Origin of the sequence: Streptosporangium oxazolinicum (assembly GCF_039537505.1) — a bacterium.
Lineage (GTDB): Bacteria > Actinomycetota > Actinomycetes > Streptosporangiales > Streptosporangiaceae > Streptosporangium > Streptosporangium oxazolinicum.
Genome location: NZ_BAABAQ010000022.1, coordinates 34836 through 52595 on the forward strand (window position 1 = coordinate 34836; position 17760 = coordinate 52595).

The 17760-nt window shown below is 67.4% G+C and carries 13 protein-coding genes; 6 read left to right on the plus strand and 7 right to left on the minus strand.

Translation table 11 applies throughout. The features are described 5' to 3' along the window. The first annotated feature begins 80 nt into the window (after positions 1-80). Complete coding sequence (locus ABD817_RS38270) at positions 81-383, plus strand: S24 family peptidase (protein WP_344923356.1); 303 nt, start codon at positions 81-83, stop codon at positions 381-383. A gap of 9 nt (positions 384-392) precedes the next feature. Here the strand turns inward: ABD817_RS38270 and ABD817_RS38275 are convergent, their stop codons facing one another. Next, a complete protein-coding gene (locus tag ABD817_RS38275; RefSeq protein ID WP_344923357.1) occupies positions 393-923 on the minus strand; it encodes a CGNR zinc finger domain-containing protein in 531 nt (176 codons plus the stop codon). A 277-nt stretch (positions 924-1200) separates the two neighbouring features. Here ABD817_RS38275 and ABD817_RS38280 point away from each other — a divergent pair, with 277 nt between their 5' ends. Together ABD817_RS38280 and ABD817_RS38285 are read left to right on the plus strand one after the other, a co-directional pair. Continuing rightward, positions 1201-2394, plus strand: coding sequence for an NAD(P)-dependent malic enzyme (locus tag ABD817_RS38280; RefSeq protein WP_344923386.1), 1194 nt, complete (start codon positions 1201-1203; stop codon positions 2392-2394). 296 nt (positions 2395-2690) lie between these two features. Further along, complete coding sequence (locus ABD817_RS38285) at positions 2691-4049, plus strand: NsdA family TPR-like regulatory protein (RefSeq protein WP_344923358.1); 1359 nt, start codon at positions 2691-2693, stop codon at positions 4047-4049. Between the two features lie 159 nt (positions 4050-4208). Here the strand turns inward: ABD817_RS38285 and ABD817_RS38290 are convergent, their stop codons facing one another. From ABD817_RS38290 to ABD817_RS38310, 5 genes are all read right to left on the minus strand, one after another. Continuing rightward, positions 4209-5747, minus strand: coding sequence for a trypsin-like serine peptidase (locus ABD817_RS38290; protein ID WP_344923359.1), 1539 nt, complete (start codon positions 5745-5747; stop codon positions 4209-4211). 939 nt (positions 5748-6686) lie between these two features. Further along, positions 6687-8225 (minus strand): trypsin-like serine peptidase, encoded by a 1539-nt coding sequence (locus tag ABD817_RS38295; RefSeq protein WP_344923359.1) that lies wholly within the window; start codon positions 8223-8225, stop codon positions 6687-6689. A gap of 500 nt (positions 8226-8725) precedes the next feature. Continuing rightward, positions 8726-9886 (minus strand): trypsin-like serine peptidase, encoded by a 1161-nt coding sequence (locus ABD817_RS38300; protein WP_344923360.1) that lies wholly within the window; start codon positions 9884-9886, stop codon positions 8726-8728. A gap of 129 nt (positions 9887-10015) precedes the next feature. Continuing rightward, on the minus strand, positions 10016-11245 hold the full coding sequence (locus tag ABD817_RS38305) for a trypsin-like serine peptidase (RefSeq protein WP_344923361.1): 1230 nt from the start codon (positions 11243-11245) through the stop codon (positions 10016-10018). 213 nt (positions 11246-11458) lie between these two features. Then, positions 11459-13018, minus strand: coding sequence for a trypsin-like serine peptidase (locus ABD817_RS38310; RefSeq protein ID WP_344923362.1), 1560 nt, complete (start codon positions 13016-13018; stop codon positions 11459-11461). Between the two features lie 319 nt (positions 13019-13337). On the opposite strand from ABD817_RS38310, the gene ABD817_RS38315 reads away from it, so the two are divergent. Next, entirely contained in the window at positions 13338-13982 is a 645-nt protein-coding gene (locus ABD817_RS38315; protein ID WP_344923363.1) for an SSI family serine proteinase inhibitor, read from the plus strand. A gap of 99 nt (positions 13983-14081) precedes the next feature. Here the strand turns inward: ABD817_RS38315 and ABD817_RS38320 are convergent, their stop codons facing one another. Then, on the minus strand, positions 14082-15197 hold the full coding sequence (locus ABD817_RS38320) for a trypsin-like serine peptidase (RefSeq protein WP_344923364.1): 1116 nt from the start codon (positions 15195-15197) through the stop codon (positions 14082-14084). Between the two features lie 488 nt (positions 15198-15685). Here ABD817_RS38320 and ABD817_RS38325 point away from each other — a divergent pair, with 488 nt between their 5' ends. Together ABD817_RS38325 and ABD817_RS38330 are read left to right on the plus strand one after the other, a co-directional pair. After that, a complete protein-coding gene (locus tag ABD817_RS38325; protein WP_344923365.1) occupies positions 15686-16567 on the plus strand; it encodes a hypothetical protein in 882 nt (293 codons plus the stop codon). A 195-nt stretch (positions 16568-16762) separates the two neighbouring features. Continuing rightward, on the plus strand, positions 16763-17725 hold the full coding sequence (locus tag ABD817_RS38330; RefSeq protein ID WP_344923366.1) for a zinc-binding dehydrogenase: 963 nt from the start codon (positions 16763-16765) through the stop codon (positions 17723-17725). The last annotated feature ends 35 nt before the right edge of the window (positions 17726-17760 follow it).

Sequence of the window (17760 nt, forward strand, 5' to 3'; positions counted from 1 at the left end):
TCCTTGATGCCAGGTACAGAATGGTCCGGTTAACGACCTTACTCGTCTCCGAATGCCCGCGTGGGAGGGGGTTACGCTCCATGAGAGTCCGTGTCGCGGGAGAGTCGATGCTGCCCGCGCTGCGACCGGGCGACTGGCTCTGGGTGCGGCGCGGCGCGGCCGTGCGGCCCGGGGACCTGGTCGTCGCCCGGTTGCCGTCCGACCCCGCCGTGCTCATCGTCAAGCGCGCCGCGTGGGAGGCGGACGGCGGCTGGTGGCTGGAGAGCGACAACCAGCGCGCGCCCGGCCGGCGCGACAGCTGGGACTTCGGGGCGCTGCCGCCGTCGTCGATCGTCGGCAGGGTGGTGCTGCGCTACTGGCCGGGCTTCTGGCGGGCCCGGTAGCCCCGGACGTTACTGGACGACCTTCTGACGGGCCCGGTAGGCGGCGACGTTGGCCCGGCTGGCGCACCGCTCCGAGCAGTAGCGGCGCGAGCGGTTGGAGGAGGTGTCGAGGTAGGCCCTGCGGCAGGGTGGCGCCTGGCAGAGGCCGAGCCGGTCGACGCCGAGATCGGTGATCATGGTGGCGAGCCCCATCACCGCGCCCACCGCGTACTGGTCGGCCATCCGGCCGCCCTCGGTGAGGTGCAGGTGCCAGCGCTCGCCGTCGTGACCGGAGATCTGCGGCTGGACCGGGTGGTGGATCAGCAGCGAGTTGAGCCGGTCGACCACCGCCTCCTCGTCGCCCGCCTCGGCGGTCTCGAACACGATCATCAGCTCCTCGCGCAGGTCGCGCAGGGCCTCCAGGTCGCTCCTGGTGATCCGGCAGCCTGGCCGGTAGCGGCCACCTTCTTCCAGGAGCAGGCGCAGCCCTTCGAGGCCGGTCAGCCGGTCGGGGCTGTTGATCAGTAGTACGGCCAGCTCCGCGTAGGAGGTCAGGTCCATCTGGGGATCCGTCGATGTAAGAGGCGGCATGGATTTCGAGTATTACACGATGCGGTGAGGTTAACACCGGGACGGCGAAAGTGAGTGACCTCCTCCACCGGAGGCAGTCTCAACATGTGGCACAATCGAGCAACGGGTGACCCCCGTACCCTCCAGGCGACCGTGCTCAGTGAGCGGGTCCCGAGCGGCTACCGAAGCCCGGGACAGGCTTCCTCCGGCCGCTTCCGAAGGAAACATCCGTCTGTCTGACTGAACTACAGGGGTCGCTGTGGCTGTTATGCCATCCTCCATCTCCCTCGAGGCTCTCGAGGCACTCGATCTCGATCCGGCCTTCGCCCTGCACCGCGGGGGCAAGCTGGAGGTCCGCTCCACCGTCCCGGTCCGCGACGCCGGGGACCTGGCACTCGCCTACACGCCGGGGGTGGCCAGGGTCTGCAGCGCGATCGCCGACGAGCCCGAGCTGGCCAAGGACTACACCTGGATCTCCAACGTGGTCGCCGTCGTCTCCGACGGCACCGCGGTGCTCGGCCTCGGGGACATCGGGCCCGCCGCCGCCATGCCGGTCATGGAGGGCAAGGCCCTGCTGTTCAAGCAGTTCGCGGGCGTCGACGCGGTGCCCATCTGCCTCGACTGCACCGGCGTGGACGCCCTGGTCGAGACGGTCGTCCGGCTCGCCCCCTCCTTCGGCGGGATCAACCTCGAGGACATCAGCGCGCCCCGCTGCTTCGAGATCGAGTCGCGCCTGCGCGAGCTCCTCGACATCCCCGTCTTCCACGACGACCAGCACGGCACCGCGATCGTCACGCTGGCCGCGCTGAAGAACGCCGCGCGGCTGACCGGCCGCTCGCTGGGGGAGCTGCGGGTCGTGGTCGCCGGCGCCGGCGCCTCCGGGATCGCGGTCAGTAGGATCCTGCTCAACGCGGGCATCGGCGACATCGCGGTGGCCGACTCCAAGGGCCTCATCTACGAGGGCCGCGACGGGCTCAACCCGGTGAAGGAGGCCCTGGCGCGCGACAGCAACCGGGCGGGCCTGCGCGGGTCCACCGAGCAGGCGCTGGCGGGGGCCGACGTGTTCGTCGGGCTGTCGGGCTCGACGGTCTCCGAGGAGGCCGTCGCGTCCATGGCCGCCGGTTCGATCGTCTTCGCGCTGTCCAATCCGACGCCCGAGGTGCGGCCGGAGATCGCGCGCAGGTACGCGCACGTGGTCGCGACCGGCCGCTCCGACTTCCCCAACCAGATCAACAACGTGCTCGCCTTCCCCGGCGTCTTCCGCGGGGCGCTCGATGTCCGCGCCACCACGATCACCGAGAACATGAAGGTCGCCGCCGCCGAGGCGCTGGCCGGGGTCGTCGGGGACGACGAGCTGTCGGCCGACTGCGTGATCCCCAGCCCGTTCGACGAGCGCGTCGCCCCGGCGGTCATCGCCGCCGTCTCCGCGCAGGCCCGCGCCGACGGGGTCGCCCGCCTCTAGGCCCCACCTCTCCGGACCCACTCCTCGACGCCGTACGGCCGGAAGCGCGGCCCCGTATCCCGTACCGCATCCCGTATTGGTCCCACGCTCACCAGGCACGCGATCACGGACGCCCCCCGCCCGACCGGTGGGGGGCGTCCGTGCTTTCCGGAAACCCCGAGATTCGTCACGGATCGTGCTATAAAAAGAGCTCTCAGTTACCTATGCGAGTAAGGCGTGCATCAGGTAGTCGACGCGCGCACGACCGGATCACGCGTGCCGTCGGCACGCAGGTGGTTCTCGCGGTGAGGGGAGCTATGGAACGCGAGCCCAACCGACTACTCCAGCGGCTCATCGCCGAGGCGGGCTTCACCCACAAGGGGCTGGCTCGCCGGCTCAACGATCTCGGCGCGGCTCGCGGTCTGTCCGGTCTGAGGTACGACCACAGTTCCGTGCTGCGCTGGCTCGCCGGTCAGCGGCCGAGAGACCCGGTCACGGGGCTGCTCGCCGAGATCTTCGCGCTCCGGCTCGGCAGGGCCGTGAGTCCCGAGGATCTCGGCCTGCCGGCCGCCCTGACGCCTCTCGACCTCGGGCAGGAGTTCAACCACACGTGGCAGGAGGGAATCTCGACCGTGACAGCACTGTGGCGCGGGGACGTGGAGAGACGCAGGTTCTTACTCGACTCCACCTTCGCGATCGGAGCCGGGTCCGCCGGAGCGCTGCGCTGGCTGACCCTTCCGCTGGAAAGTCACCCCGAGGGGCGGGGCACCCGGCGCGTCGGCATGGACGACATCGCGGCGATCCGGGAGGTCACCCGGTCCTTCGGCGCGCTGGACAACAGGTTCGGCGGCGGCAGGGTCCGGCCAGCTGTCGTGAAATATCTGGACACGGCGGTCGGGCCGCTCCTCGGTGACGGCACGTACGCCGAGAACACGGGCAGGGCGCTGGCGTCGGCCGCCGCCGAGCTGACCCGGCTGGCCGGATGGATGGCCTACGACCTGGAGCAGCACGGCCTGGCCCAGCGCTACCTGATCCAGGCGCTGCGCCTGGCGCGCGGGGCGGGCGACCACGGACTCGGCGGCGAGATCCTCGCCGGGATGAGCCACCAGGCCATATATATAGGACAACCCGCCCACGCGCTCGACCTGGCCAGGGCCGCCCAGCTCTCCGCCCGGCGGGCCGGGATCTTCGCCCTGCTGGCGGAGACGCACGTGCTGGAAGCCCACGCGCACGCGGCGCTGGACGACCGTGCGGCGTGCGCGAGCTCCCTGCACGAGGCCGAGCTGTCCTTCGACCGGCGCCGGGCCGGTCACGAGCCCGACTGGATCTCCTACTTCGACGAGGCCTACCTGTCGGCGAAGTTCGCGCACTGCTTCCGCGACCTGGGCGACGGGCCGGGCGCGGTACGGCACGCCAGGCGCTCGCTGGAGATGGACGGGCGTTACGTGCGCGGCCGGATGTTCAACCTGTCACTGCTCGCGGCCGGGCTGCTCGCCTCGGGGGAGCTGGAGGAGGCCTGCTCCGTCGCGGTGGAGGCGCTGGAACTGGCCAAGGGCCTGGAATCGGCCAGAACCCGGTCCTACGTCGCGGACCTGCGGCGGAGACTGGATCCCCACGCGGCCGAGCGGCCGGTGATGGAGCTGAACGAGCGGGTCGGGGAGCTCAATCCCGCCTGAGTGCCCGTTCTCGGGCCTTCGGCTCGCGGACGGAGTCCTTGGATGGCCGAAGGGGCCCGGCGTGTGCCGGGCCCCTTCGGGTGGAGCTGGTGAAGCTAGGTGTTGCTGTGAGTCTGGGGTTTGGACGCCCGGACTCGGGTGATCGTCAGGGAGCTACTACTACTTGACGACCGAGCCGGACCACACCGCGGCGGCCTTCTTGTAGATGGCCGCGGTCTCACCGTCGAAGTACGGCGAGGTGATGAGGTCGTAGCGACCGTTGCTGTCCTGGTCACCGAAGAGGCTGGTGACACCGTTGACGTAGCCGAGACGCTTGGCGTTGCTGTACTTGGCGAGCCAGGGGCCACCGTCGGCGCCAGGGGTGAAGGAGCTCTTGAGGCCGACGTGCTCCTCAACCTTCGTGGAAGCCTGGACGTACTTCTGGGCGTTGGTCTTGCCGTAGGTCCACTTGGGCGTGACGCCGGTGTAGGCCTTGTTGCCGTCGGGGTGCGCGTCGGCCGGGTAGCCGAACACGAACACCGTCTGCTGCGGCTTCTGGTTCCAGGTGAAGCCCTGGCCACCAACGTTGTCGCCCAGCTTGCCGGCGTCCTTGATGAAGCCCTCGATGATGAAGAACGTGTCCTTGAGGTACTTCGTGGTCTTGGTCTCCTTCACCCACTTCTGAACGTAGAAGTGAGTGATGGTGTAGTTGCCCTTGGCGTCAATCTTGCGGTAGCCGAGGCCGGTGTAGGCGTCGTACTCGGCCTTGGTGACGTCGTCGACGGTGACGTGGGACTTGTTGCCCTGGCCGTCCTTCCACCACGGGCCCGCAGCCTCGAACTGAGCCTTGGAGACCTCGTCCTTGGTCCTGACGGCCTTGTACCAAACGCCGTCGATCTTTTCCTTCCAGTCCGGGCCGACCAGGACCTGGGAAGCCTCCTCCTTGGCGTAGCAGTCGGAGGTCTCCTTCCCGTTCAGGTCCTTGCACTCCTCGTACTGGGCCTTGGTGATCTCCTCGGTCTTGACGTCCTTGGGACCAACGAACTTCTCGTAGTCTTCCTTGGACACGACCTTGGGGGTGCCGCCGCCGACGTGGACACCGTTGTACACGGTCACGAACGCGTAGTCGCGGTCGTAGTCCTCGTAGTTGGCGAAGTCGTAGTGGGTGTAGGCCGTCTTACCGGCGTACACGCCCCACGGAGCCTTGCCCTGGTAGTAGCCGGGGACGAAGGCCCAGTTGTCCATGACGCTGGCGTTCGCCTTGTCGTCGTACACGCAGTGACCGGCCGTGGAGACCAGGTTGCGGTACTGCGACTGGATCGAGGTGGCCGAGCACCACTTGAACTCGCCCTTCTCGTCGACGAAGAACACCTTGCCGATGGACTTCGGCAGGTTGATGTTCTTGACCTTCGAGGTGGTGCTCGTGCCCTCACCGGTCGGGGCGACGGAGCCGGGCTTGCCGTCGGCGACGTAGCCGCCACTGGCGTTCAGCTTCGGCGTGGCCTTGGCCTCCCAGGTGTAAGGCTTGGCCTTGGCCAGGTTGTTGGCCGTGCCGTTGCCCGCGAGCCAGAACTCGGCGACGTCGAGAGCGGTCGGGGCGTCCTTGGCCAGGGTGTCGTAGGCCCAGTCCGGAGCGGCGTTGGCGGTGCCGGCCAGACCGGCGGCCAGCAGACCGGTGGCCAGGATGGCGCCACCGGCGGGGAGGAGGATGCGCTTCAAGGGAAACTCCTTGGTCTGATGTGGAACGCCTCTTGCGTCCCATGCGTCAGTAAAGGGATTGCCAGAAACATACAGCGCCGATCTTGAACACCGGAAGCCGCTTTGGGGATCAAAGACGTCCTTGATCACGTCGATACCATTCTGTGATGTTTGGACTTCTCTGAAGTCGATGTTGGGATTGAGGATTCGCCGATGTGTTTGTGCAGATAGGCATATGGTTGTTAGTGAAGTGACGGATGTGCCGTTACTGGCCCAATACATTCCGTTACCAGTCACGTGTGACGCAGATCACATCGATCTGATGGCACCGATTTCACGGGGGCCGCGTCTAAAGAGCCGTTGATTCGGGATCCGGGCCCGCAGAGGGGCCGGGCAGCGCGCGAGACACGCACCGAACGGGCATCGAACGGACACGGCACGGACACGTCACGGGTACCGAACGGGCGCGGCATGAGCGCGGAAAACTGGAGTGAGCGTCCCCTTGTCCCCCGCGCCCCGTGCGCGAGTGCCCCTCACGCCTTCTGCGCGAGCTTGATCCTTTCGCTGCCGGGCGCTGGCCGCGGGAGCGGTGTCTCCCGGCCTGGAAGATCTGATCCCGGCTGAGGGCGCGATGTGGCGGTGTGGAAGCGGGATGGTCGCCGCCCGCGCGCACGGGAGACGTCGCGGAGAACGCGTCCGTGATCTCCACGGGCCGGCGCCGCCGAGATCCGGTGAGTGACACCTGAGTGATACCGCCACAACGTCGAAGGGCCCGGCATGTGCCGGGCCCTTCGACGTACACGCGGAGCCGGTCGCCGCCTCCGCGACGAGCCCCGGTGGGGGATGGCCGAAGGGGCCCGGCGTGTGCCGGGCCCCTTCGGGTGGAGCTGGTGAAGCTAGGTGTTGCTGTGAGTCTGGGGTTTGGACGCCCGGACTCGGGTGATCGTCAGGGAGCTACTACTACTTGACGACCGAGCCGGACCACACCGCGGCGGCCTTCTTGTAGATGGCCGCGGTCTCACCGTCGAAGTACGGCGAGGTGATGAGGTCGTAGCGACCGTTGCTGTCCTGGTCACCGAAGAGGCTGGTGACACCGTTGACGTAGCCGAGACGCTTGGCGTTGCTGTACTTGGCGAGCCAGGGGCCACCGTCGGCGCCAGGGGTGAAGGAGCTCTTGAGGCCGACGTGCTCCTCAACCTTCGTGGAAGCCTGGACGTACTTCTGGGCGTTGGTCTTGCCGTAGGTCCACTTGGGCGTGACGCCGGTGTAGGCCTTGTTGCCGTCGGGGTGCGCGTCGGCCGGGTAGCCGAACACGAACACCGTCTGCTGCGGCTTCTGGTTCCAGGTGAAGCCCTGGCCACCAACGTTGTCGCCCAGCTTGCCGGCGTCCTTGATGAAGCCCTCGATGATGAAGAACGTGTCCTTGAGGTACTTCGTGGTCTTGGTCTCCTTCACCCACTTCTGAACGTAGAAGTGAGTGATGGTGTAGTTGCCCTTGGCGTCAATCTTGCGGTAGCCGAGGCCGGTGTAGGCGTCGTACTCGGCCTTGGTGACGTCGTCGACGGTGACGTGGGACTTGTTGCCCTGGCCGTCCTTCCACCACGGGCCCGCAGCCTCGAACTGAGCCTTGGAGACCTCGTCCTTGGTCCTGACGGCCTTGTACCAAACGCCGTCGATCTTTTCCTTCCAGTCCGGGCCGACCAGGACCTGGGAAGCCTCCTCCTTGGCGTAGCAGTCGGAGGTCTCCTTCCCGTTCAGGTCCTTGCACTCCTCGTACTGGGCCTTGGTGATCTCCTCGGTCTTGACGTCCTTGGGACCAACGAACTTCTCGTAGTCTTCCTTGGACACGACCTTGGGGGTGCCGCCGCCGACGTGGACACCGTTGTACACGGTCACGAACGCGTAGTCGCGGTCGTAGTCCTCGTAGTTGGCGAAGTCGTAGTGGGTGTAGGCCGTCTTACCGGCGTACACGCCCCACGGAGCCTTGCCCTGGTAGTAGCCGGGGACGAAGGCCCAGTTGTCCATGACGCTGGCGTTCGCCTTGTCGTCGTACACGCAGTGACCGGCCGTGGAGACCAGGTTGCGGTACTGCGACTGGATCGAGGTGGCCGAGCACCACTTGAACTCGCCCTTCTCGTCGACGAAGAACACCTTGCCGATGGACTTCGGCAGGTTGATGTTCTTGACCTTCGAGGTGGTGCTCGTGCCCTCACCGGTCGGGGCGACGGAGCCGGGCTTGCCGTCGGCGACGTAGCCGCCACTGGCGTTCAGCTTCGGCGTGGCCTTGGCCTCCCAGGTGTAAGGCTTGGCCTTGGCCAGGTTGTTGGCCGTGCCGTTGCCCGCGAGCCAGAACTCGGCGACGTCGAGAGCGGTCGGGGCGTCCTTGGCCAGGGTGTCGTAGGCCCAGTCCGGAGCGGCGTTGGCGGTGCCGGCCAGACCGGCGGCCAGCAGACCGGTGGCCAGGATGGCGCCACCGGCGGGGAGGAGGATGCGCTTCAAGGGAAACTCCTTGGTCTGATGTGGAACGCCTCTTGCGTCCCATGCGTCAGTAAAGGGATTGCCAGAAACATACAGCGCCGATCTTGAACACCGGAAGCCGGTTCGAGAGGTAAAGGGCGAGCACAAGAGGCCGAGACCGTTTCGTGATGTTTAGACACCCTTGATGCTGATGTTGGGGTTGAGCCTGGCTTGAGCTGTTTTCGCAGATAGGCGTAAGTGTGGGGTAAAAGTGACTGATGTGGTGTGATTGGTTGATCGCAGCGAGTCGCGGACCCTGTGTGATGCAGATCACATCAAACTGATGGCACCGATTTCGGGGCGGGCACGTCTAACGCGTCCATCCTTGGCCGGACGGGCTTCCGGATCGCCCCGCGGAACGCCTTCTCGTCCTCGGGAATCGGCCTCTTCGCCCCCGGAAACGGGTGCGGGGCCCGGCGCTACGCGCCGGGCCCCGCGGGTGGTCAAGGGGCCGGGAGGGTCCCTCGCCTCAGGTGTGTGGGTTACCTGTAGAGCTCGCCGTTCGGGCCGACGATCCTGCCGGACCACACGTTGGCGGCCTTGCGGTAGATCTCGGCGGTCTCCCCGTCGAAGTACGGCGAGGTGATGAGGTCGTAGCGGTCGTTCTGGTCCTGGTCGCCGAACAGGCTGGTGACGCCGTTGACGAGGCCGAGGCGCCTGGAGCTGCTGTACTGCGAGATCCACGGACCACCGTCGGCGCCCGGGGTGAAGGCGCCCTTGAGGCCGACGTGCTCCTCGACCTTCTCGGCCGGGGAGACGTACTCCTTGCCCGACGTCTTGCCGTACACGTACTTGGGCGTCACGCCGCTGTAGGGCCTGTCGCCGTCGGGGTGCGGGGCGGTGGGGTAGCCGAAGACGTAGACGGTCTTGCCGGTGCTCTGGTTCCAGGTGAAGCCCTGGCCGCCGACGTTGTCGCCGAGACGGCCGACGTCCTTGGAGAGCAGGATGTAGTAGTGCGAGCCACGTGACCACTTGGGTCCGGTGAACCCGTTGTACTCACCCCGGGTGACCTGCTTGACCCCGTTGAAGGCGACGCCGTTGTAGACCGTGACGAAGGCGTAGTCCTTGTCGTAGTCCTCGTAGTTGGCGAAGTCGTAGTGCGTCCAGGCCGACTTGCCGACGTAGATGCCCCACGGGGTCTTGCCCTGGTAGTAGCCGGGGACGAAGACCCACTTGTCGAGGGTGTCGCTGTTGCTGCCCGGGTCGTAGACGCAGTGTCCGGCCGTCGCGACCACGTTGCGGTACTTGCCCTGGATCGAGGTGGCCGAGCACCACCGGTACTGGCCGTTGACGACGAAGAACACCTTGCCGATGGTCTTGGGCAGGTTCACGTTCTTGGCGAGCGACGGGGTGGGCTTCTCCGAGCCGGTCGGACCGACGCTGCCGGGCCTGCCGTCGGGGGAGAAACCGCCGCCGACCTTCATCTTCGGGGCCCCGGGGTCGGGGTTGTAGACCGTCGCCTTCTTGAGGGCTGCGAAGTTCGACGCCGCCCAGAAGTCGATGACCGAGACCGCCGAGGCGTTGTTCCTCGCCATCGGGTCGGTCGCCCAGTCGGGAGCGGCCTGGGCGGTGCCGGCCATGGTGGTGGCCAGCAGGGCGGTGGCGGCTGCGGCGCCACCGAGGGGGAGAAGAGAGTGCTTCAAAAGACGAGCTCCTTGCGCTGCAACGTCCCCGGGCGTCCGGGGACTGCGGGACGACAAGCTACGAACCTATGCAGTGATCGCCGGAGCAAACCCCGTATAAGGGTCTCTTAAGCCTCTCTTAAGGCGGCGTTATGTTCGGGGCGCCTGCTGGGTCGCGGCCCAGTGATAGACGACGTAGGTCGACGCGATGAAGTACGGGGAGGAGATCCTGTCGTACCTGCGGTCGGTGTTGACGTCCCAGGCGAAGCTGTTGACGCCGTTGAGGTAGCCGACACCGGTCGCGCTGCTGTAGGAGATCAGCCAGGGGCCGCCGCTCGCGCCGTTGGTGAACCCGCAGGTCAGGGCGATTCCCTGCTCGACCAGGCGGGCGGGGGCCGTCACGCTGATGGTGCGCCCGTCGCACCACTTCAGCTTCTGGCCGTCGTAGGGCCGGGAGCCGTCGGGGTGCGGGGCGGCGGGGTAGCCGAAGGCGACCGTGGACAGGCCCCTGCCGCGGTTGGTCACCAGGCCCTGGCCGCCGACGTTGTCCTCCAGGCTTCCGACGCCCTCCATCTCGTAGGTGCCGGCCGTCTTGCCGGCCTTCCACCTGAAGCCGTTGTGCACGGTGACGAACGCGTAGTCGTAGTCGTAGTCGCCCTTGCCGACGAAGTCCTCGTGCAGGTTGAGGGAGTGGCCGACGTAAATTCCGTACGGGGTGTCGCCCTTGTCGTAGCCGGGGATGAAGATCCAGTATTCGGCCTGGCTGCCCGTCTTGGCGTCGTAGGCGCAGTGCCCGGCCGTCGCGACCAGGTTGTGGTTGGTCGCCGCGACCGAGGAGGCGGAGCACCAGTAGTCCTTGGCACCGATCCGGAAGAACACCTTGCCCACGGTCACCGGTGAGCTGCCGGAGGCCGGGGTCCTCTTCTTCGGCAGGGTGGGCTTGACGACCGGCGCGGAACTCCCGGACGTGGTGGAGCTCTTCCCGCCGGTGGCCGCGGTCATGCTCTCCGCGGTCGTGCTCTCCGCGGCCTCGGATGCCGCGGCGGCGGTGGCGCTCCCCGGCGTGGCACTTCCCGGCGTGGCGCTCCCCGTGGGACCGCTGGAGGAGGGGGACGCGGAGGAAGGAGTCCCGGAGGAGGGAGGACTGCCGGGCGTGGCCGGCACGTTGTCCATGGCCTGCTTGAGCCTGGCCGGGCTCCAGTACTCCGCGATCCGCCTCATGTCGGCGCTGCTCTTGGTCAGGGTGATCGAGGTGATCCCGTTGGGAACCCCGTACAGGGGGCCGGCCGCGGCGCTCCCGGCGAACGCGGACGTCATGGTCACACAGGCGGCGACCAGCCCGCCGAGTGTGGCCGTGAGCCGCCGTGCGCGGGAGGACATGGGGATCCTTTCGGGGACCGGGAGTTTCGGGGGGCTACCAGAGGTGCAAAGGGTGATTTTTCCAGATCAACTCGGTTTTGGGCAGTTCGTTAGATCGATTCGCTCTTACTCTGTTATCTGGCCAGTGTGGCTGAAGGTGTATAAGCACCCCGTGAAGGTGAAAGAAGGACCCGGTGCGCACACCGGGCCCTTCCTCGCTCACGAAGCCCGTGTCTAGGCGGGAAGCTTCCCGGTCCAGAGGTTGGCGGCGTGCTTGTAGATGCCGTACGTGTCACCGTTGAAGTACGGGGTGGTGACGCGGTCGTAGCGCTTGTTGCCGTCGCTGTCGAGCGTGAGGCTCACGACACCGTTGAGGTAGCCGGTCCGCTTGCTGTTCTTGTACTGCAGCAGGAAGGGACCGCCGCTGGCGCCCGGGGTGAAGGCGCACTTGATCGCCTGGTGCTCCTCGGCCTTGTAGGCCGACACGACGGGCGCGGCGGCGGTCGTGCCGTAGCACCACTTCTGGGTGTGGCCGGAGTACGGCTTGTTGCCGTCGAGGTGGGCCGAGGTCGGGTAGCCGAACGTGAAGACCTTCTTGCCCAGCGCCTGGTTCCAGCTGAAGCCCTGGCCGCCGACGTTGTCGCCGAGACGACCGGCGTCGGCCACCGTCGAGATGTAGTGGCGGAAGATCACGTACTTCACGGACGCGGTCTTCTTGATGTACTTCACCACGAAGTAGTAGGTGATGGTGTAGTTGCCCTGGGCGTCGATCTTCCGGTAGCCAAGACCCTTGTAGGCGTCGTACTCGGTCTTGGTGACGTTCTCGACGCGGGTCTCGATCTTGGAACCGGCCTTGGGCCAGTTGGCCTGCGGCAGCTCGTTGCCCTTGAGCGTGACCTTGTCGTTCTTCAGGCCGTAGACCTCGCCGGTGACCTTCTCCCAGGTCCACTTGTCGGTCTCGGCCGCGACGGCGAGGGCGCCGTTGTACTGGGGGCCGACCTCGTCCTCGGAGGAGACGTTCTCGACCTTGCCCAGGCCGCCCTTCTGGGTCCACTTGTCGTAGGTCTCGAAGTCGACCGTCGTGGCGGACTCACGGCCCACCCCGCCCTTGTCGACGTGCGCCTTGAAGGTCTTGTAGTCGACCTCCTTCTCGGGCTGCTGCTTGATGCCGTTGTAGACGTTGACGAAGGCGTAGTCGTAGTCGTAGTCCTCGTAGACCGTGAAGTCGTCGTGGGTGTTGACCTTGGCGCCGACGTAGATGCCCCAGGGGGCCTTGCCCTGGTAGTAGCCGGGGATGAACACGAAGTTGCCGAAGGGCTTGTTCGTGTCGGTGTCGTAGACGCAGTGGCCGGCGGTGGCGACCAGGTTGCGGTACTTCGACTGCACGGAGCTGCCGGAGCACCAGCGCTCCTGGCCCTTGTCGTCGACGAAGAAGACCTTGCCGACGGTGATCGGGAGGTTCACGTTCTTCGACTGGCCGGCGCTCTTGTCCTCTTCGCCGGTCGGCGCGACGACGCCGGGCTTGCCGTCGGCGGCGGCCCTGGCGGCACCGGTCTTGGTCAGCTTCGCCGAGACGGTGGAGTCGGCGAGGTAGGTCGTCGCCGACTTGAGCTTCGAGGCGGTCCAGTAGCCCGCGATGGCCTTCGCGTTACCGGAGGGGGTGAGCGCCGAGGACTTGACGTCGGGGTCGGCGGTGCTCGCCTGGGCGGTGGCGGGGAGGGAGGCGCCGATCATCGTGGCGGCGGCGAGGGCGCCACCGAGGGGAAGGACGAGGCGCTTGGCTCGGGAGTTCAATGGAGCTCCTTCTTTGTCATGGGTCACTCGGGACGCAACCCACGCATGCGTAAAGAGACAAGAGGTGACCGTACTCGGCAAAGATGGGTTAAAAAGCTATAAAACGGGCAATCGGTCGGACCGTTACGTTTTTGTTATTAAATCCATGGAACCGGGAGTCCCTGGTGCCCGTCTGATCTAACTTCGCTTGATCGAGAAGTTCCGTGTGGGTCATGTGTCCGTATGAACTGCGGAAACACCGTGGCCGGTGGTTGTCCCGGGAGCGCGACCGGGGGCAGGCTGAGCCGGGCATCCGCGTCACACGTCATCGGGGGATCTCATGCGGCGTCTTCTCTGCCTGGCCGTTGCCGGCCTCTTCCAGTTCTCGGGTACGGCCGCGGCGGCCACGCCGCCGCTCCTCGATCCCGCTCCCGGGTCGCAGGAGACGAGACCGTTTCCCCGTCCCGGCGACCGGGGGCCGCAGGTGACGGGGCCGCTCCCGCTCCATCCGGGCGCACCCGCCCAGACCATGCCCGAACCGGTGGATCCGTTCCCCAGGGCCAGGCCCCCGCGCAGCGCTAAGGCGCTCGTGCTGAGCCTCGCGCGAGGGGACAAACCCCTGCCCGTGGCGAGTCACGCCCTGCTGCTGTGCGATCGGCCCGGTGACACCCACCCCGACGCGGTCCACGCGTGCGAGGCGCTGGCCGAGGTGCGGGGCGACCCCGCCAGGCTCAGGCCGAAGGCGGGGGTGGCGTGCACGCTGCAGTACGACCCGGTCACGGTGACCGCCATCGGGATCTGGAACAACCGGTTCATCCGGTTCGAACGCACCTACGGCAGCCCCTGCTCGCTGCGGGCCGCCACCGGTCCGGTCTTCGCCCTCGACAACGGCTCCCCGAGACCGGCGAGCGGGTCGAACGTTCCCGACAGGGTGACGGCCTTTCCCGGGACGGCCCCCGGAGGGGTCCGGCGGCCGGGTTCGTAACCGGAAACCACCCGTGTGAGGAGGGCCCGGTCCCAGGACCGGGCCCTCCCTGTTCACCGCGGCCGGCCGAATGGCCTTACGGTCGGCCGGTGGTACGAATCAGCTGGTCCAGCGGTTGGCCGCGGTCTTGTAGACCTTGTAGGTGTCGCTGTTGAAGTACGGCGACGAGATCTTGTCGTACCGGTCGTTCTTGTCGGTGTCCCAGGCGATGCTGTTGACGCCGATCAGGTAGCCGGTCCGGCTGGAGCTCTTGTACTTGTAGATCCAGGGGCCGCCGCTCGCGCCCGCGGTGAAGGCGCACTTGAAGCCGATGTGCTCCTGGACGTTGTACTTCGGCGCGGCCGGCATGGCGCCGGTCGTGCCGTAGCACCACTTCATCGTGCGGCCGGAGTAGGGCTTGTCGCCGTCGGGGTGCAGGCCGGCCGGGTAGCCGAAGGAGAAGACGGAGTTCTTGACCTTCTGGTTCCAGGCGAAGCCCTGGCCGCCGACGTTGTCGCCGAGACGGCCGACAGTCTTGATGATCGGCTTCCACTTGCCGTCCTTGTCCTTCTCCCAGTTCACCTTGAACCCGGAGTGGACGTTGACGAACGCGTAGTCGTAGTCGTAGTCCTCCTTCACGACGAAGTCGTCGTGCGCGTTGAACCACTTGGCCGCGTAGATGCCGTAGGGGTTCTTGCCGTCCCACGCCTGGTTGCCGTCCCAGTAGGACGGGATGAAGATCCAGTTGTCGTAGAACTGGTTGGTCTTCACGTCGTAGACGCAGTGCGCGGAGGTGGCGACGACGTTGCGGTACTTGCCCTGGACTGAGCTGCCGGAGCAGTACTTCCAGCTCTTCGGGTCCGCCGGGTTGGCGCCGGGCAGGGTGAAGAAGACGCGCCCGACGGTGTTGGGCAGGTTCACCTGCTTGCTCTTGGAGGACTTGGCACCCTCCGCGCCGATCGGCGGGACCGACCCGCCGGGGCCGTCGGGGCCCGCCGCGTTGGAGGCCTTGCCGCCCTTGACGCTCAGGTCGAGGTCGCCGGTGGCGTCCGTGGCCTTGCGCATGCGCTCGGGCGACCAGAAGGAGGTGGCCTGGTTGGCCGTCTCCGAGGCCTGGGAACTGACCACGTCCTTGGGGGCCGTACCGGCGTTGGCACCGGTGGTGGCGCCGATCACTCCGGCGATCATGAGAACGCCGGTGAGGGGGATCGTGAGGCGCCGTGCTCGGGAATTCATGAAGCTCCTTTCGTTCTCAGCGCGGAGACGGGACTTCTCCTCGCCGGGAAAACGATCGGAACGTTACTGACTGGATCGAGCGGTCGGCAGGAATTGACGGGAAAAAGTCTGAGACGGTTCCATCCGATGCTGTCTTGTTATTTAAATAGCCATTTGTTATAACTTAACGAATAAGCATTTCCGCAGCTCATGGTGGTTGTGGAGCGGTCTCAGAGGCATCGCCGACATCACCGGTAACAGCGATTGCCGGAGGTTTCTCAAGTAACTCCGACACCTTTGGCCCATTGAGCGCGGTGACGTTCTCGGCGCCGTGTGGCGGCCTTCCGCGTTCATTTCGTTGCGGACCGCGGACGGCGGGCCGTGCGACGGCGCCTCCCCTTCGGGCGGCATCGATTCTGATTCGTGACGATACTGACGCGGGCGCCGAGACCGCCGACCCCCGAGGATGGGGCCGAGAACCGTACCTTCTGCACGAGGCGGCCGAAGACGTGGCCGGTGGTCAGCACGACATCATCGAGGCGAGGTCCGCGAGGGGCCCGTGGCGCTGGATCGGCGCCGCCGCGCTGGCGGCGCTCGTGGCGTGGGGCCTGCTGACGGGCCGGGAGCCGGACGCGGTTCCGCCGCCGCTCCCGTCGCCGGTGCCCACGCGGGCGGGGGCCGTCGCGGAGCAGGCCCCGAACGTGCTCCACCCGCGGTTCCGCCAGGCGGGCGGCAGGGAGATCATCGACGTGGTCTTCCCCGACGGCTCGGCGGCGGAGGTGAGCTACCCGGTGGAGGTGGGTCTGGCGAAGCTGGGGGTCCGGCCCGCGATATCGGGCCGGCTCGAAGGTGACACCGGCCCGTACCGGCAGCTGAACGTGCCGTCGGGAGGTCCGGCGGGGGTCGCCCAGGGGCGGCCGATGATCCGGCGGCTGACCAAGGAGGTCACGCTCTGGCACCCGATGAGCCCCGCCGAGGGGGAGGTGCTGCTGTTCGCGTTCGACCCGTGGTTCGTGGCACTGCGCGATCTCAAGGAGGGCATGCCCTTCGAACAGCGCATGCTCTGGGCACGCAACCTGAGCGGTGAGGTGACCGGGGGCGGCTACCTCGTGCTCGACGCCGAACCCCCGGTGCGACTGGCCACGCGGGGGGAGATCCTTCGCGGTGAGCCGCTGGGGCCGCAGCTGTGGTTCGGCGGGGCCAGGGAGACCCTGCTGGTGCTGGCCCCCATCCCCGGCTGCGACGTCGCGTCGATCGAGCTCTCGGTCATCGAGCAGCGACGCCGCTTCTCCGCCGAGACCTGCCAGGACGGCGTGTACGTCGCGGCCTCGGGGGAGCGAGGACACGTCGAGAGGACCATGGCGGGCATAACCGTGCGGCGGACGACGTAGCGGGGGCCCGGCCGTCGTGGCTCCCGCGCGGACGGCGGACGACGCGCCGCCGTGCGGACGCCTGGGCTGTGGGCCACGGTCACCGTGGATCGTCACGTGGACGACATGGGGACGCTGCCGTGTTCGCCGCGCCGGTCCTGCGGGGGACGGAGCCTGTTCGCGATGGTCGCCGCGTGGACGGCGTAGGGTGCGGCCATGTTCGCTGTAACCGCCACGCGGATCGATCCCGACAGCCCCCTCGACGGTCTCACGCTCGGTGAGCGCCCGGAACCCGAGGTTCTCGACGGGTGGACCACCGTCACGGTGAGGGCCGCCTCGCTCAACCACCACGACCTGTTCAGCCTGCGGGGGGCGGGTCTCCGCCAGGAGCAGCTCCCGATGGTGCTCGGCACCGACGCCGCCGGGCTCGACGAGGACGGCAACGAGGTCATCGTGTACTCGGTGATCGGCGGCGGTGCCGACGAGACGCTCGACCCGAAGCGTTCCCTGCTCTCGGAGAGGTACGACGGCACCTTCGCCGAGCGGGTCACCGTGCCCCGGCGTAACCTCGTGCCCAAGCCCGCCGCGCTCAGCTTCGAGGAGGCCGCCTGCCTGCCGACGGCCTGGCTGACCGCCTACCGCATGCTGTTCGACAAGGCCGGGCTCGAACCGGGCTCGACCGTGCTGGTCCAGGGCGCGGGTGGTGGTGTGGCCACCGCGCTGATCCTGCTGGGCCGGGCCGGGGGATATCGGGTCTGGGTGACCAGCCGTTCGGAGGAGAAACGGGCGCGGGCCCTCGAACTGGGCGCGGACCGGGCCTTCGAGAGCGGTGCCCGGCTGCCCGAACGGGTCGACGCGGTGATGGAGACCGTCGGCCAGGCCACCTGGGGGCACTCGCTGAAGGCGCTGCGCCCCGGCGGCCGGATCGTGATCTCCGGCGCGACCAGTGGCGCGGTCCCGCCGGCCGACCTGAACCGCGTCTTCTTCCTGCAGCTGTCGGTGATCGGCTCCACCATGGGCACCCGCGACCAGCTGGGCAGGCTGGCCCGCTTCCTGGAGCAGACCGGCACTCGCCCGCTGATCGACCGTGCCCTCCCGCTGACCGAGGCTCGCGAGGGCTTCGCGGCCATGCACGAGGGCGAGCTCTTCGGAAAGGTCGTCTTCACCCTGCCGGGGTGAAGCCGTATCGCGACGAGCCCGGCGGGCGTTCCGTG

Coding starts and splice junctions, on each gene's coding strand:
- ABD817_RS38270 (WP_344923356.1), top strand. CDS start 81: ATGAGAGTCCGTGTCGCGGGAGAGTCGATGCTGCCCGCGCTGCGACCG.
- ABD817_RS38275 (WP_344923357.1), bottom strand. CDS start 923: ATGGACCTGACCTCCTACGCGGAGCTGGCCGTACTACTGATCAACAGC.
- ABD817_RS38280 (WP_344923386.1), top strand. CDS start 1,201: ATGCCATCCTCCATCTCCCTCGAGGCTCTCGAGGCACTCGATCTCGAT.
- ABD817_RS38285 (WP_344923358.1), top strand. CDS start 2,691: ATGGAACGCGAGCCCAACCGACTACTCCAGCGGCTCATCGCCGAGGCG.
- ABD817_RS38305 (WP_344923361.1), bottom strand. CDS start 11,245: ATGTCCTCCCGCGCACGGCGGCTCACGGCCACACTCGGCGGGCTGGTC.
- ABD817_RS38315 (WP_344923363.1), top strand. CDS start 13,338: ATGCGGCGTCTTCTCTGCCTGGCCGTTGCCGGCCTCTTCCAGTTCTCG.
- ABD817_RS38320 (WP_344923364.1), bottom strand. CDS start 15,197: ATGAATTCCCGAGCACGGCGCCTCACGATCCCCCTCACCGGCGTTCTC.
- ABD817_RS38330 (WP_344923366.1), top strand. CDS start 16,763: ATGTTCGCTGTAACCGCCACGCGGATCGATCCCGACAGCCCCCTCGAC.